Source organism: Bradyrhizobium manausense, assembly GCF_018131105.1.
Lineage (GTDB): Bacteria > Pseudomonadota > Alphaproteobacteria > Rhizobiales > Xanthobacteraceae > Bradyrhizobium > Bradyrhizobium manausense_B.
Genome location: NZ_JAFCJI010000002.1, coordinates 1,052,028 through 1,066,523, shown reverse-complemented (window position 1 = coordinate 1,066,523; position 14,496 = coordinate 1,052,028). Strand labels below are relative to the sequence as shown.

16 protein-coding genes are annotated in these 14,496 nt (G+C 63.3%); 15 read left to right on the top strand and 1 reads right to left on the bottom strand.

The window, feature by feature from the left end:
• Window positions 1–87: 87 nt before the first annotated feature.
• The 15 genes from urtA (at window position 88) to JQ631_RS25265 (ending at window position 14,105) form a co-directional block, all read left to right on the top strand.
• Window positions 88–1,410: an urea ABC transporter substrate-binding protein gene (gene urtA, locus JQ631_RS25335; RefSeq protein WP_212330565.1), complete on the top strand. Its 1,323-nt coding sequence runs from the start codon at window positions 88–90 to the stop codon at window positions 1,408–1,410.
• A gap of 82 nt (window positions 1,411–1,492) precedes the next feature.
• Window positions 1,493–3,103, top strand: a complete 1,611-nt coding sequence (gene urtB, locus JQ631_RS25330; RefSeq protein ID WP_212330563.1) for an urea ABC transporter permease subunit UrtB — start codon at window positions 1,493–1,495, stop codon at window positions 3,101–3,103.
• A complete protein-coding gene (urtC, locus tag JQ631_RS25325; protein ID WP_212330561.1) occupies window positions 3,100–4,269 on the top strand; it encodes an urea ABC transporter permease subunit UrtC in 1,170 nt (389 codons plus the stop codon). Before urtB ends, urtC begins: the two co-directional genes overlap by 4 nt.
• A gap of 5 nt (window positions 4,270–4,274) precedes the next feature.
• Window positions 4,275–5,036: an urea ABC transporter ATP-binding protein UrtD gene (gene urtD / locus JQ631_RS25320; RefSeq protein WP_212330559.1), complete on the top strand. Its 762-nt coding sequence runs from the start codon at window positions 4,275–4,277 to the stop codon at window positions 5,034–5,036.
• Window positions 5,037–5,039: 3 nt separating this feature from the next.
• The gene (urtE, locus tag JQ631_RS25315) at window positions 5,040–5,735 is read left to right on the top strand and encodes an urea ABC transporter ATP-binding subunit UrtE (protein WP_212330557.1); all 696 of its coding nucleotides are present in this window, start codon (window positions 5,040–5,042) and stop codon (window positions 5,733–5,735) included.
• Between the two features lie 52 nt (window positions 5,736–5,787).
• A complete protein-coding gene (locus tag JQ631_RS25310) occupies window positions 5,788–6,630 on the top strand; it encodes an urease accessory protein UreD (protein ID WP_212330547.1) in 843 nt (280 codons plus the stop codon).
• A 24-nt stretch (window positions 6,631–6,654) separates the two neighbouring features.
• Window positions 6,655–6,957, top strand: coding sequence for an urease subunit gamma (locus JQ631_RS25305; protein ID WP_158667522.1), 303 nt, complete (start codon window positions 6,655–6,657; stop codon window positions 6,955–6,957).
• 10 nt (window positions 6,958–6,967) lie between these two features.
• Window positions 6,968–7,273, top strand: coding sequence for an urease subunit beta (locus tag JQ631_RS25300; RefSeq protein WP_212330545.1), 306 nt, complete (start codon window positions 6,968–6,970; stop codon window positions 7,271–7,273).
• Between the two features lie 4 nt (window positions 7,274–7,277).
• Window positions 7,278–7,817, top strand: coding sequence for an HD domain-containing protein (locus tag JQ631_RS25295; protein ID WP_212330543.1), 540 nt, complete (start codon window positions 7,278–7,280; stop codon window positions 7,815–7,817).
• 25 nt (window positions 7,818–7,842) lie between these two features.
• Window positions 7,843–9,558, top strand: coding sequence for an urease subunit alpha (gene ureC / locus JQ631_RS25290; protein ID WP_212330534.1), 1,716 nt, complete (start codon window positions 7,843–7,845; stop codon window positions 9,556–9,558).
• 140 nt (window positions 9,559–9,698) lie between these two features.
• Complete coding sequence (locus JQ631_RS25285; protein WP_027530199.1) at window positions 9,699–9,998, top strand: putative quinol monooxygenase; 300 nt, start codon at window positions 9,699–9,701, stop codon at window positions 9,996–9,998.
• A gap of 6 nt (window positions 9,999–10,004) precedes the next feature.
• Window positions 10,005–10,658 (top strand): urease accessory protein UreE, encoded by a 654-nt coding sequence (ureE, locus tag JQ631_RS25280; protein WP_212330532.1) that lies wholly within the window; start codon window positions 10,005–10,007, stop codon window positions 10,656–10,658.
• Entirely contained in the window at window positions 10,639–11,367 is a 729-nt protein-coding gene (locus tag JQ631_RS25275; RefSeq protein WP_212331598.1) for an urease accessory protein UreF, read from the top strand. Before ureE ends, JQ631_RS25275 begins: the two co-directional genes overlap by 20 nt.
• A 156-nt stretch (window positions 11,368–11,523) precedes the next feature.
• The gene (gene ureG, locus JQ631_RS25270; protein WP_212330530.1) at window positions 11,524–12,147 is read left to right on the top strand and encodes an urease accessory protein UreG; all 624 of its coding nucleotides are present in this window, start codon (window positions 11,524–11,526) and stop codon (window positions 12,145–12,147) included.
• Between the two features lie 299 nt (window positions 12,148–12,446).
• On the top strand, window positions 12,447–14,105 hold the full coding sequence (locus JQ631_RS25265; RefSeq protein WP_212330529.1) for a CHASE domain-containing protein: 1,659 nt from the start codon (window positions 12,447–12,449) through the stop codon (window positions 14,103–14,105).
• Window positions 14,106–14,118: 13 nt separating this feature from the next.
• Here the strand turns inward: JQ631_RS25265 and JQ631_RS25260 are convergent, their stop codons facing one another.
• On the bottom strand, window positions 14,119–14,478 hold the full coding sequence (locus tag JQ631_RS25260; protein ID WP_212330527.1) for a RidA family protein: 360 nt from the start codon (window positions 14,476–14,478) through the stop codon (window positions 14,119–14,121).
• Window positions 14,479–14,496 lie beyond the last annotated feature (18 nt).

Sequence of the window (14,496 nt, the reverse complement as noted above, 5' to 3'; positions counted from 1 at the left end):
ACGGTTCTTGCGATTCCGTTAACCGCAGGCGGCCGTGGGGCCGTTTCGCAGCGTTTTTCACGTCTGCGTCAGGGAGATGATACATCCATGCCTACCAAATCCATTCATCATATCGCGGCGTCATTCAGCCGCCGCGGCGTGCTCGCCGCGAGTGCAGGACTGATGCTCGGCCTGGCGTCCATTTCCGGCGCGAAGGCCGCGGAGGACACCATCAAGATCGGCGTCCTGCACTCCCTCTCCGGCACCATGGCCATCAGCGAAACCACGCTGAAGGACACCATCCTCTTCCTCATCGACGAACAGAACAAGAAGGGTGGCGTGCTCGGGAAGAAGCTCGAGGCCGTCGTCGTCGACCCCGCCTCGAACTGGCCGCTGTTCGCCGAGAAGGCGCGCGAGCTGATCACCAAGGACAAGGTCGCGGTCGTGTTCGGCTGCTGGACCTCGGTGTCGCGCAAGTCGGTGCTCCCGGTGTTCAAGGAGCTCAACAACATCCTGTTCTACCCCGTGCAGTACGAGGGTGAAGAGTCCGAGCGCAACGTGTTCTACACCGGCGCTGCTCCGAACCAGCAAGCGATCCCCGCCGTCGACTATTTGATGAAGGAAGAGAAGGTGAAGCGCTGGGTGCTCGCGGGCACCGACTACGTCTATCCGCGCACCACCAACAAGATCCTGGAAGCCTATCTGAAGTCGAAGGGTGTCGCCCAGGACGACATCATGATCAACTACACGCCGTTCGGTCACTCCGACTGGCAGACCATCGTGGCCGATATCAAGAAGTTCGGCTCGGCCGGCAAGAAGACCGCGGTGGTCTCGACCATCAACGGCGACGCCAACGTCCCCTTCTACAAGGAACTCGGCAACCAGGGCATCAAGGCGAAGGACATCCCGGTGGTCGCGTTCTCGGTGGGTGAGGAAGAACTCGCCGGCATCGACACCAAGCCGCTGGTCGGCCATCTCGCCGCCTGGAACTACTTCGAGTCGATCAAGACCCCGGCCAACGAGAAGTTCATCAAGGATTGGCAGACCTACACCAAGAATCCCAAGCGCACGACCAACGACCCGATGGAAGCCCACGTGATCGGCTTCAACATGTGGGTGAAGGCGGTCGAGCAGGTGAAGTCGACCGATCCGGACAAGGTGATCGATGCGCTTCCCGGCATCGAGGCGCCGAACCTGACCGGTGGCGTGTCGAAGATGCTGCCGAACCACCACATCACCAAGCCGGTGTTCATCGGCGAGATCAAGGGTAACGGCCAGTTCGACGTGGTCTGGAAGACCCCGGGCCTCGTGGCGGGCGACGCCTGGTCGAAGGAGCTCGACGGCTCCAAGGACCTGATCGGCGACTGGGTCGGCAAGAAGTGCGGCAACTTCAACACCAAGACCAACAAGTGCCTCGGCGCCGGTTCCTGATCCGGATCTGACATTCGATTGCACAATGGGAGGAGACGGCTATTCCGCCGCCTTCTCCCCACTTCTGCCGGGGTGATCCACAGTGCCAACCAACCTATCCGCTCGTCTCTGCACCTTTGTTCTCTCGCTTCTTCTGATCGCATTCGCGCTGCCGGCCTTTGCCGGTCCGTTCGAGGATGCGGTCGCCAAATTCGCCAACGACGACTATTCCGATACGGAAGAAGCGATCGGTGTGGTTGCCAGCAGCGGCAACAAGCTCGCTTTCCCGATCATCAATGCGCTCCAGGACGGTCGGCTCATGGCCGATCCCGACAGCAAGAAGGTTTACGTCACCGGCAGCGACGGCAAGTCGATCGATGCTGCGACCGGCGGGGCCGTCGCCAGTGTGCCTGACAGCGCCAGCGCCGTTCGCCTCAACAACCGGCTGCGCCGCAGCGTCGATGCCGCGCTCGGCAGCCTGACGCTGCAGTCGCCCGATCTCGGCGCGAGGCTTCAGGCCGCACAATCCGTCTTCAAGTCGCATGAGGAGACTGCGCTCGATCCCGTCGAAAGCGCACTTGTCAAGGAAACCAACAAGGCGGCCAGGACCGCGCTCGGTGAAGCGCGCGCGGCAATCCTGCTGTTCAAGTCCGATGCCACCGAAGTGCAGAAGCTCGAGGCCGTCGCCACCATCAAGGCGCGCGGCGATCAGGAAGCGCTGGCGCTACTGTCCGACATCGGTACGGACCAGCCGGCCTCCGTGGCAAAGGCCGCAACGAGTGCCATCAGCTCGATTCAGAGTTCGCTTGCGGTCTGGTCCACGGTGCAGAACGCCTGGTACGGCCTGTCGCTTGGATCGGTGCTGCTGCTCGCCGCGATCGGCCTTGCCATCACCTTCGGCGTGATGGGCGTCATCAACATGGCCCATGGCGAGATGGTGATGATCGGCGCCTACACCACTTTCGTGGTGCAGGAGCTGATCCGCACCCGCTACCCCGCTCTGTTCGACTATTCGCTGCTGATCGCCGTGCCGCTCGCCTTCCTCGTCGCCGGCGCCATCGGCGTGCTGATCGAGCGCAGCATCATCCGCTTCCTCTACGGCCGGCCGCTGGAGACACTGCTCGCGACCTGGGGCCTGTCGCTGGTGCTCCAGCAGGCGGTGCGCACCATGTTCGGCCCGACCAATCGCGAGGTCGGCAACCCCTCCTGGATGAGCGGTGCGTTCGAGCTCGGTCAGATCACCATCACCTATAACCGGCTCTGGATTCTGGTCTTCACGCTCGCCGTGTTCGCGATCCTGCTCGCCATGTTGCGATACACGGCACTCGGCCTCGAGATGCGCGCGGTGACGCAGAACCGCCGCATGGCGGCCTCGATGGGCATCGCGACCTCGCGCGTCGACGCCCTGACTTTCGGGCTCGGCTCGGGGATTGCCGGCATCGCAGGCGTGGCGCTGTCGCAGATCGACAATGTCAGCCCCAATCTCGGTCAGAGCTACATCATCGACAGCTTCATGGTCGTGGTGTTCGGCGGTGTCGGTAATCTCTGGGGTACGCTGGTCGGAGCCTTTACGCTCGGCATCGCCAACAAGTTCCTGGAGCCGGTCGCCGGCGCCGTGCTCGGCAAGATCGCCATCCTCGTTCTCATCATCCTCTTCATTCAAAAGCGCCCGCGCGGACTGTTCGCGCTCAAGGGCCGTGCGGTGGAAGCATGACCCCTCACATGCTGACGCGATCGCTGGACCGCGGCGCGGCGATCTTCCTGATGATCGTCGCTGCCTGCGGCATCCTCATTCCGCTCTCCAACCTGCTGCTGCCGGCGGGCTCGTTCCTGCAGGTGCCGACCTATCTGGTCGCGCTCTGGGGCAAGTATGTCTGCTACGCCATTCTCGCGCTCTCGATCGACCTGATCTGGGGCTATTGCGGCATCCTTTCGCTCGGCCACGGCGCCTTCTTCGCGCTCGGTGGCTACGCCATGGGCATGTATTTGATGCGGCAGATCGGCGCCCGCGGGGTCTACGGCAACCCTGTTCTGCCTGATTTCATGGTGTTCCTGAACTATTCGAAGCTGCCTTGGTCCTGGTACGGCTTCGACATGTTCTGGTTCGCGGCGCTGATGGTGCTGCTCGTGCCTGGGCTGCTCGCCTTCTGCTTCGGCTGGCTCGCGTTCCGCTCCCGCGTCACCGGCGTGTATCTGTCGATCATCACGCAGGCGATGACGTATGCGCTGCTGCTCGCCTTCTTCCGCAACGATTTCGGCTTCGGCGGCAATAACGGCCTGACCGACTTCAAGGACATTCTGGGCTTCAACGTCCAGGCCGAGGGAACGCGCGCCGCCTTGTTCGCGCTGAGCTGTTTGGCGCTGATCCTCAGCTTCCTGATCTGCCGCTCGGTCGTGTCCTCCAAGCTCGGCAAGGTGCTGATCGCCATCCGCGATGCGGAATCGCGCAGCCGCTTCCTCGGCTACCGTGTCGAATCCTACAAGCTGTTCGTGTTCACGCTGTCGGCCTGCATGGCCGGCGTTGCCGGTGCGCTCTACGTGCCGCAGGTCGGCATCATCAATCCATCCGAATTCGCGCCTGGCAATTCGATCGAGGCGGTGATCTGGGTCGCGGTCGGCGGTCGCGGGACGCTGGTCGGCGCGGCGCTCGGTGCCATCGTCGTCAACTACGCCAAGACCTTTTTCACCTCAGGCGTGCTGGCGCCATACTGGCTGTTCATGCTGGGTGCGTTGTTCATCCTGGTGACGCTGCTGCTACCCAAGGGCATCGTCGGCACCTTCAATGCGTGGCGCGACCAGTCGAGAGAGAGGCGCTCCGCTCCAGCCACCGTAAGTATGGCGGCCGAAGCCGGCGTCATCGAACCCAACATGGCGGAGTAGCGGTCATGAACGTCATGGATACCCGCGCGACCTCCGCGATGCTCTATCTCGACGGCGTGCATGTCTCGTTCGATGGCTTTCACGCCATCAACAATCTGTCGCTGACGCTCGAGCCCGGCGAGATGCGCGCCATCATCGGCCCGAACGGTGCCGGCAAGACCACGATGATGGACATCATCACCGGCAAGACCAAGCCGGATGAAGGCACCGTGCTGTTCGACGGCGTCACCGACCTGACGCGGCTGGACGAGACCCGCATCGCCGAGCTCGGTATCGGCCGCAAATTCCAGAAACCGACCGTGTTCGAGAGCCAGAGCGTGCAGGACAATCTGCTGCTGGCGCTCAACGTCGATCACAGCGTCAAGGGCACGCTGTTCTGGCGTGGCAGCAAGGCTGAGTCCGGGCGTATCGACAAGGTCCTGGAGACGATCCGCCTCACCGACGCCCGCAACCGCCTCGCCGGCAGCCTCAGTCACGGCCAGAAGCAATGGCTCGAGATCGGCATGCTGCTGGCGCAGGATCCAAAACTCCTGCTGGTCGACGAACCTGTCGCCGGCATGACCGACGTCGAGACGCATCTCACCGCCGAGCTGCTCAAGGAGATCAACAGGACCCACACCGTCATGGTGGTCGAGCACGACATGACGTTCGTGCGCGAGCTCGGGGTCAAGGTCACCTGCCTGCATGAAGGCACGGTGCTCGCCGAAGGAACCATCGACCAAGTCTCGTCCAACGAGCGGGTCATCGAAGTCTATCTGGGACGCTGAGCGATGCTTGAGGTCAAGGACATCAACCTGTTTTACGGTGCGGCGCAGGCGCTGCGCGGCGTGTCGATCGCGGCGGAGCCGGGCAAGGTGACGTGCGTGCTCGGGCGCAACGGCGTCGGCAAGACCTCGCTGCTGCGCGCCATGGTCGGGCAATATCCGATCTCCTCGGGTGCAATCAAATTCGACGGCAGCGACATCACCGGCCTCAAGCCCTATGAGCGGGCCCGCAAGGGCATCGGTTTCGTGCCGCAGGGCCGCGAGATCTTTCCGCTGCTGACGGTCGAGGAGAACCTCAAGACCGGCTTCGGCCCGCTCAAGCGCCAGGACAAGAACATTCCGGACGACGTGTTTTCGCTGTTTCCGGTGCTGGAGTCCATGCTCGGGCGACGCGGCGGTGATCTCTCCGGCGGCCAGCAGCAGCAGCTCGCGATCGGACGCGCGCTGGTGATGCGTCCGAAGCTGTTATTGCTCGATGAGCCGACCGAAGGCATCCAGCCCTCGATCATCAAGGACATCGGTCGGGCCATCTCTTACCTGCGCAATCTCGGCAACATCGCCATCGTGCTGGTCGAACAATATCTCGACTTTGCCTGCGAACTCGGAGACAGTTTCGCGGTGATGGATCGTGGCGCGGTGAAATTCACCTGTGATCGCTCCACTCTCGATGCCAGCGAGATCAGCCGCCAGATGGCGCTGTAAGCCGGGACATTGTAGGCTCGAAAATCCTGCCGCGGCCGGCCGGAGGAGACGGATGCGCAGCGACGCCCTGGTGACCCCTTTGGCGACATCTTCGGTGTTCGAAGCCAACCGTGCCCGCGGCGCGGTGCGCTTCGACGTACGCGCCCGCGAGGGCGTGACGCGGCGCGGCGCCTTGCATGAATCCGGCTCGCTCCGCGTGCGCTTTCCCTCGCCGGAGGATGACGGCCTGTCTGGTGTGTTCGTCAATACGGCCGGTGGCGTTGCCGGCGGCGATCGCTTCGACATCGAGATATCAGCCGCCGACGCTGCGCGCTTGACACTGACGACTGCCGCCGCGGAAAAGGTCTATCGCGCGCCAGGGGCGGCGGCGCAGCTCAACATTTCCCTGAAGGTCGCTGCCGGCGCGCATCTCGGCTGGCTGCCGCAGGAGACGATCCTGTTCGACCGGGCACGGGTTCATCGCCGCTTCGACATCGAGCTCGATGATGCCGCCTCGCTCCTGCTTTGTGAAATTGTCGTATTCGGCCGCACCGCCATGGGCGAGCGCATGGAGCAGGGCGAGTTCGTCGACCGCTGGCGGCTGCGCCGTGGCGGCAGGCTGGTGTTCGCCGAGACGATCAGGCTCGACGGCGATGTTGGCGCAAAACTGGCGCGATCCGCAGTCGCCAAGGGCGGCGCTGCAATCGGCACGGCGTTGATCGTTCCCGGCGACGAGGCGCTGGTCGAGCGCCTCCGCGAGGCGTCGGAATCCTTCTCCGGTGAGGTGGGAATCTCTGCGTGGAATGGCTTTGCAATGGCGCGGTTCTGTGCCCAAGATGCGGCGCGTTTGCGTGCCGACATGATGGCGGTGCTGGCGCGTAGCGGTGCTGCCTTGCCGCGGCTGTGGTTGAATTGACGTGTTGAACGGAAGAGATTCTTCATGAACCTGTCTCCCCGCGAAAAGGACAAGCTACTGATCTCGATGGCGGCCATCGTGGCGCGCCGCAGGCTGGATCGCGGTGTCAAGCTCAACCATCCCGAGGCGATCGCGATCATCTCCGATTTCATTCTCGAAGGTGCGCGTGACGGCCGTACGGTCGCCGAGTTGATGCAGTCCGGCGCGCAGGTGCTGAGCCGCGACCAGGTGATGCCGGGTATCCCCGAGATGATCCACGACATCCAGGTCGAGGCGACGTTTCCGGACGGGACGAAACTCGTCACCGTGCACGAACCGATCCGATAGGAGCGAGAGCATGATCCCCGGCGAACTCTTCATCCAGGACGGCGAGATCGAGCTCAATGCCGGCCGCAAGACCGTGCAGCTCACGGTCGCCAACACCGGCGACCGCCCCATCCAGGTCGGCTCGCACTACCATTTCTTCGAGACCAATCCGGCGCTGAAATTCGACCGCAAGAAAGCGCGCGGCATGCGCCTCGACATCGCCGCCGGCACCGCCGTCCGCTTCGAACCCGGCCAGACCCGCGACATCCAACTGGTCGCGCTGGCGGGGAAGAAGACGATCTACGGTTTTCGCGGCGACGTGATGGGGAAGCTGTAGGGCAATGCTTTTCGGATTGCGCCTGGTCTCCGAAGCTGCCGACCTCGCGGCGCGCCGCCACAATGGGATGGCGCGCAAGGGGCGCGGCAGCGAGCCTTACATCAATCACCTCGCCGAGGTCGCGAACCTGCTGTCGGCGGCGACCGATGGTGTGGACGCCGAGCTGGTCGCTGCCGGCTGGCTGCACGACACCGTCGAGGATACGCCGACCACGCGAAAGGAATTGGCCGCAAGATTCGGGGCACGTGTGGCGGCGCTGGTTGTCGAGGTGACCGACGACATGACCCTGCCGAAAACCGAGCGCCGACAAAAGCAGGTCGTCGATGCCCCGCACAAATCGCCGTCGGCAAAACTGATCAAGATCGCCGACAAGATCAGCAACATTCGCGCGCGCATCCCGGGCGACTTGACGCCGGAAGAGCGCGACGACCTGGTCGACTATGTCGCTTTCGCCGAGAGTGTCGTTGCGGGATGCCGGGGCGTCAACGCGATTCTGGACCGCGAATTCGACGATACTGTAAAGCTCGCGAGGAGCGCGCTGTGAAAACTTCCGCAGATGGAGCACTTATATGTCCGTCAAGATGAAGCGTTCCGTCTATGCCAACATGTTCGGTCCGACCACCGGCGACAGGGTTCGGCTGGCCGACACCGACCTCATCATCGAGGTCGAGAAGGATTTCACCACCTATGGCGAGGAGGTGAAGTTCGGCGGCGGCAAGGTGATCCGCGACGGTATGGGGCAGTCGCAGGTGACCAACAGGCAGGGCGCCGCCGACACCGTCATCACCAATGCGCTCATCGTCGACCACTGGGGCATTGTGAAGGCCGACGTTGCGATCAAGGAGGGCATGATTTCCGCGATCGGCAAGGCCGGCAATCCCGACATCCAGCCGGGCGTCACCATCGTCATCGGCCCCGGCACCGACGTGATCGCGGGCGAGGGCAAGATCCTCACGGCGGGCGGATTCGACAGCCACATCCATTTCATCTGCCCGCAGCAGATCGAGCATGCGCTGATGTCCGGCGTCACCTCGATGCTCGGCGGCGGCACCGGCCCCTCGCACGGCACTTTCGCCACGACCTGCACGCCTGGTCCCTGGCACATCGCGCGAATGATCCAGTCGTTCGACGCGTTCCCGGTCAATCTCGGCATCTCAGGCAAGGGCAACGCTTCGCGCCCGGCCGCGCTGGTCGAGATGGTCAAGGCCGGCGCCTGCGCGCTGAAGCTTCACGAAGATTGGGGTACGACGCCGGCTGCGATCGATAACTGCCTGTCGGTAGCCGATGACCACGACATCCAGGTCATGCTGCATTCCGACACGCTGAACGAGTCCGGATTCGTCGAGGACACCATCAAGGCGTTCAAGGGCCGCACCATCCACGCCTTCCACACCGAAGGCGCCGGCGGCGGTCACGCCCCTGATATCATCAAGGTCGCCGGCCTCAAGAACGTGTTGCCGTCCTCGACCAACCCGACACGCCCCTTCACGCGCAACACCATCGACGAGCATCTCGACATGCTGATGGTGTGCCACCATCTCGATCCCTCGATCGCAGAGGACCTCGCCTTCGCGGAGAGTCGCATCCGCAAGGAGACCATCGCGGCCGAGGACATTCTGCACGATCTTGGAGCGCTCTCGATGATGTCATCGGATTCGCAGGCGATGGGTCGCCTCGGCGAGGTCATCATCCGGACCTGGCAGACCGCCGACAAGATGAAGAAGCAGCGCGGCTCGCTGCCGCAGGACAAGGGCAAGGACAACGACAATTTTCGCGTCAAGCGCTACATCGCCAAATACACGATCAACCCGGCGATCGCGCACGGCGTGTCGAAGCTGATCGGCTCGGTCGAGAAGGGCAAGCTTGCCGACCTCGTGCTGTGGTCGCCGGCCTTCTTCGGCGTCAAGCCGGATTGCATCGTCAAGGGTGGCTCGATCGTCGCCGCGCCCATGGGCGACCCGAACGCCTCGATTCCGACGCCGCAGCCGGTGCATTACCAGCCGATGTTCGGCGCCTTCGGCAAGGCGCGTACGGCGTCGTCCGTGGTATTCACCTCCAAGGCAGCTGTCACCGGCGGTCTCGCGCGAAGGCTCGGGATCGAGAAGAAGCTCTATGCGGTCCAGAACACCCGCAGTAGGATTTCGAAGAAGAGCATGATCCACAACGACGCCACGCCCGATATCGAGGTCGATCCGGAGACCTATGAGGTGCGCGCCGACGGCGAGCTGCTGACCTGTCCGCCCGCCGAGGTGCTGCCGATGGCGCAGCGATATTTCATGTACTGAAATAGCGTCTCAACGCATGTCCCCGGCGCATGTCGATTGCATGTCTTGGGACGGCTTTTCCGGTTTTGCGTTCGATCCCGGCTGGTCTAATGTCCCGGCCGGTATCTAACCCTTCAGAAGAAAAGCCGGGAGGATTGCTCGTGATCTACGTCGTTGCCACCTTGACCATCAAGCCCGAAACGCGTGCCGAATTCATTGCAGCCGCCACGGCCTGCATCAAGGAGACGCGGAAAGAGCCCGGCAATATCGCCTACGATCTGCATGAGAGCGTCACCGATCCCAGCAAGATGGTGTTCGTCGAGCAGTGGGAGAATGCCGAGGCGCTGGTGCCGCATCGCGGCCAGGAGCACATGAAGACGTTCGGCCGTGTCGCGGTGAAGTGCTTTACCGCTCCGCCGAAGATCGAAGTGATTACGCCTGAGAAGGTTGAGACGAGGTAAGCGCGCATGATCCGGGCGACGCAGGTTAAGGGACAGCACCGCTTCACGGAAACGCCGGCGGATACGGTCGTGCTCGATTTCGACGATCGGCACCGCCGCCGCATGGCGATGACGGGGACGCGGGGCCTCGAATTCCTGCTCGACCTGGAGAATGCCGTCGCCCTGCGCGGCGGCGATGCGCTGGTGCTGGAGGACGGAAGGCTGGTCGAAGTGGTTGCGGCACCCGAGCCGTTGCTCGAGATTCGTGGCCGGGATCCGCACCACCTGATCCGCGTTGCCTGGCATCTCGGCAACCGCCATCTGCCCACGCAACTCATGACCAAGGCCCTGCGTATCCGCCGCGATCACGTGATCGAAGCCATGGTGAAGGGGCTTGGCGCGCGGGTGGTCGAGATCGAGGCGCCGTTTGATCCCGAGGGCGGCGCCTATGCCGACGCCGGCCATGCGCATGGACACGATGACCATGCGCATCACGATGATGCACATCATGATCACGCACACCATGATCATGGCCATCATCACCACGATCATCATGACCACGACCATCCTCATGATCATGCCGCGCATGACCACGGGCATGATCACCACCATCACCATGACGAACATTGCGACCATCCCGACCATCACCACGGCCACAAGCATGCTCATGACCACAAATGAGCCTGTCAGTGCGGGCGATCTCGCCGAGCGCGAGGCGGCGGCGCTGTATCGGCTGATGACGTGGTTGTCGCCGGCGTTTCCGGTCGGCGGCTTCTCTTATTCCAGCGGCATCGAATGGGCGGTCGAGGCCGGAGATATTACCGACATCGTGACGCTCGCCGACTGGCTCGACGCGATGCTCGGTGACGGCTCCGGATTTTGTGATGCGACCTTTTTGGTCCACGCCTATCGCGCTGCCGAGGTGGGCGACGGGGCCTCGTTATCAGACATCGCGGAGCTTGCTGCCGCCTTCGTGCCCTCGCGCGAGCGACAGCTCGAGACCACTTCGCAAGGCCGCGCCTTCATCGACATCTCACGCGCTGCGTGGGATGCCGAAGGCCTTGATGCCATGGTCGCGGCATGCCGCACGCCACTGGTCTATCCCGTTGCCGTCGGCGTCGTCGCCGCATTGCACGGCGTGCCGCTGGCATCGACGCTGCACGCTTTTCTGCATGCGTTGGTCTCGAACTGGATCTCGGCGGCCAGCCGCCTCGTTCCGCTTGGCCAGACCGACAGCCAGCGCGTGCTGGTGAAATTGGAGGCCGCCGTCGCCACAGCAGCCAATCGGTCGCTGAACGCGACGCTGGACGATCTCGGCAGCGCGAGCTTCCGCGCCGATCTCGCCAGCCTGCGGCACGAGACGCAATATACGCGGCTGTTCAGGTCGTGAGCGAGTGGCATCCTCCGCCGTCGTCCTGGCGAAAGCCAGGACCCATAACCCCAAATGCTTGTGGTTATGCAGAGATGCGGCTCCGGCTTGCCGCAACAACGGAATGCTGTGGTAATGGGTCCTGGCTTTCGCCAGGACGACGATAGGAAGATATCCATGTCGAAATCTCACGGCCCCTTGCGTGTCGGCGTCGGCGGCCCCGTCGGATCGGGCAAGACCGCGCTGATGGACCTGCTCTGCAAGACCATGCGCGAGCGCTACGACATCGCCGCGATCACCAACGACATCTACACGAAATGGGACGCGGAATTCCTGGTGCGCTCCGGCTCGCTGACGCCGGACCGCATCGCCGGCGTTGAGACCGGCGGCTGCCCGCACACCGCGATCCGCGAGGACGCGTCGATGAATCTCGCGGCCGTTGCGGACATGCGCGCCAAATTCCCCGGGCTCGATCTCGTGCTGATCGAATCAGGCGGCGATAATCTCGCGGCCACTTTTTCGCCGGAGCTGGCCGACCTCACCATCTACGTGATCGATGTCGCCGCGGGCGACAAGATTCCGTCCAAGGGGGGCCCCGGCATCACCCGCTCCGATCTTCTGGTCATCAACAAGATCGATCTCGCGCCTCATGTCGGTGCATCTCTCGAGAAGATGGACACCGACGCCAGGCGCATGCGCGGCGAGCGCCCCTTCGTGATGACCAATCTGAAGAAGAGCGAGGGGCTCGACCGCATCGTCGGCTTCATCGAGACCAAGGGGGGATTGAAACGGGCGGGCTGACGGGCCGCGGCGACATGGCGCAGGCATTTCCCGCCGTTAACCTCTGAGGCAAATCCGCTTCAGCGGAACAAATTTCGGACACGGCGATTATCTACCTCCTGTGCCCGGGCAAAGCCGTTGTCGGCCAGACGATCGGCCGGGCGGATTAAGCTTTTTGGGCGACCCGAGTTGCGTGCAGATGCCTCCTCCGTCATTATCCCTGCCACTGGGCTCCACCCTGTTTCGGCACATGGCCGTTCGAGCGGCGTTCATATGCTCCGTGTTAATTGCCGACCTCCTGCCTTCGCCTGAGTAATCGCGTGGTCCGGCTGGGTTTCATCATCGGCTTCATCGCTCTGCTCGGAGCTTTGCTCTCCGGGCTTGCGGCCTATCGCGTCCATGACCAGGAGTTGGCGCTGGATCGGATTGCGCTGGCACGCGCGATCGACGTCCATGCAAGCCTCGTCCAGGACAGGTCGACCGAGCGTGAGTTGCTTGCGCGTGTCGCCTCAGGCCTGTTCCGCGCGCCATCGGTGCTGAAGCCTAACATGCTGGAGCCGCTGCGCTCGGCGATCTATGCCTTCAAGACCGATTTCGTGGTGGCCGGCTGGGTCGCCCGGCTCCAGCCGAGCGAGCTCGCCGCGGCGCAGGTCGCGATTGCGACCGCCGGCTTCCCGAGGCCGCAGATTCGGGACACCAACGACAAGCCGATCGACCCTGCAAGCCTGACCCATCCGGTCGACGTGTTGATGGACCTTGAGCCGCGCAGCGACGAAACCAAAACGCTGCCGGGTCGCAGCTACGATCAGGATCCTGTTCGCAGCGCGATGCTGACCCGGGCCAGGGTCGAAAAGCGGTCGGTGGCCTCCGACCCGATACCGCTCTTGAGCGGCAAAGGGCCGATCGGCGTCATCGTGGCCGCCCCCGTCATTCCCCTGGGGGCGACCGAACCTGTCGGCTTCATCACATTTTCCTACGAGCTGGCTTCGCTGATGCTGACCAATGACGACCTGTCGTTGTTCTCGGTCGCACTGAAGGACCCACGCAAGGACGGCAGCGAGCTCGTTGCCAACGATCAGGGCGTCGTCTCCACCCGCATAACGCCGCCGGACGGGCCGGCCCCGTCGGCGACGCGCACCATCAGCTTCGGCGGCCGCGACTGGCAGCTCGGTTATTATGCCAAGACCAATTCGGCACGGCGCGCCGAGCAGACGGCAATCATCGTGGCCGCGATCGGCTTTGCCATCACCGCGATGGTGTGCGGCCTGTTCGGTTACGTCGCCTACAATAATCTAAGGCTCAGCCGCGAAATCCAGGTGCGGATCGGCTTCGAGCGGCGGCTGACGGCCGTGATCGACGAGCTGAACCATCGCGTGAAGAACATCCTTGCGGTGATCCAGTCGATCGTGACGCGCACGCTGCGGCACGGCTCGGATATCGACGTCGCGCGCGAGCTCTTGATCGGCCGTATCCACGCCATGTCCAACGTGGTCTCGCTGCTCAGCGAGAGCCAGTGGCAGGGCGTGAAGCTGAAGGGCCTGTTCGAGGCGCGCGCCATTCCGCATGCCGATCGCATCGCGGTCAGCGGTCCGGACATCGCCGTCAGCGCGCGCGCCGCGCAAAGCCTGTCGCTGCTGTTCTTCGAACTCGCCTCGCATTCCGATGAGGGCCTGTCGCTGGTCGGCAAGCATCCGCATATCACCGCGAATTGGACGGTGACGGGCGAGGAGCCCGAGACGGTGTTTCATTTCCGCTGGGAGGAGCTCAACACCAGCGAAGCGACGCGTCGCCCGGATTCGGATTTCGGCCTGATCCTGCTCGATCGCGTCGCGCCCGAAGCCCTTGGCGGCACCGCCAAGCGCTACTTCACCGACGTCTCCTACGTCTACGAACTGACCGCGCCGATGGAAACGGTGGTTGACATGACCGAACGTGACCGCACGGAAAAGCTGTCGCAGCCGGTCAAGCCGGTCAGGTAGTAGATCATGCGATTCAGCTCGAACCCACGCGCGCCGCGATGGCGGTCATCTCGAGTTTGACGCCCGGGCCGAGATCGGCCACGCCGACGGCGGCGCGCGCCGGCAAATGAGCTTCTGCAAAGTGCGCTTTCCAGGCGGCGTTGAATGCAGCCTTCTCGCCGAGGTCAGTCATGAAGATGGTGACCTGCAACACGTTGGCTTTATCGGATCCGAGTGCCTCCAACAGACGCGACAACTGGCCAAGCACATCCTTTGCCTGGCCCGACATGTCGAGGTTCGTGTCCTCGGGGACGATTCCGCCGATGTAAAGCACGCCTGAATGCTCCACCACTTCGTGGAGTAATCCTTCGTATGGCAAGATGCGCTTGATCATGACGAAAACGATGCTCCT

Excerpts from the sequence above, each read along its gene's own strand:
- urtA (WP_212330565.1), top strand. The coding sequence starts at position 88 with ATGCCTACCAAATCCATTCATCATATCGCGGCGTCATTCAGCCGCCGC.
- urtC (WP_212330561.1), top strand. The coding sequence starts at position 3,100 with ATGACCCCTCACATGCTGACGCGATCGCTGGACCGCGGCGCGGCGATC.
- urtD (WP_212330559.1), top strand. The coding sequence starts at position 4,275 with ATGAACGTCATGGATACCCGCGCGACCTCCGCGATGCTCTATCTCGAC.
- urtE (WP_212330557.1), top strand. The coding sequence starts at position 5,040 with ATGCTTGAGGTCAAGGACATCAACCTGTTTTACGGTGCGGCGCAGGCG.
- JQ631_RS25310 (WP_212330547.1), top strand. The coding sequence starts at position 5,788 with ATGCGCAGCGACGCCCTGGTGACCCCTTTGGCGACATCTTCGGTGTTC.
- JQ631_RS25305 (WP_158667522.1), top strand. The coding sequence starts at position 6,655 with ATGAACCTGTCTCCCCGCGAAAAGGACAAGCTACTGATCTCGATGGCG.
- JQ631_RS25300 (WP_212330545.1), top strand. The coding sequence starts at position 6,968 with ATGATCCCCGGCGAACTCTTCATCCAGGACGGCGAGATCGAGCTCAAT.
- JQ631_RS25295 (WP_212330543.1), top strand. The coding sequence starts at position 7,278 with ATGCTTTTCGGATTGCGCCTGGTCTCCGAAGCTGCCGACCTCGCGGCG.
- ureC (WP_212330534.1), top strand. The coding sequence starts at position 7,843 with ATGTCCGTCAAGATGAAGCGTTCCGTCTATGCCAACATGTTCGGTCCG.
- ureE (WP_212330532.1), top strand. The coding sequence starts at position 10,005 with ATGATCCGGGCGACGCAGGTTAAGGGACAGCACCGCTTCACGGAAACG.
- JQ631_RS25275 (WP_212331598.1), top strand. The coding sequence starts at position 10,639 with ATGCTCATGACCACAAATGAGCCTGTCAGTGCGGGCGATCTCGCCGAG.
- ureG (WP_212330530.1), top strand. The coding sequence starts at position 11,524 with ATGTCGAAATCTCACGGCCCCTTGCGTGTCGGCGTCGGCGGCCCCGTC.
- JQ631_RS25260 (WP_212330527.1), bottom strand. The coding sequence starts at position 14,478 with ATGATCAAGCGCATCTTGCCATACGAAGGATTACTCCACGAAGTGGTG.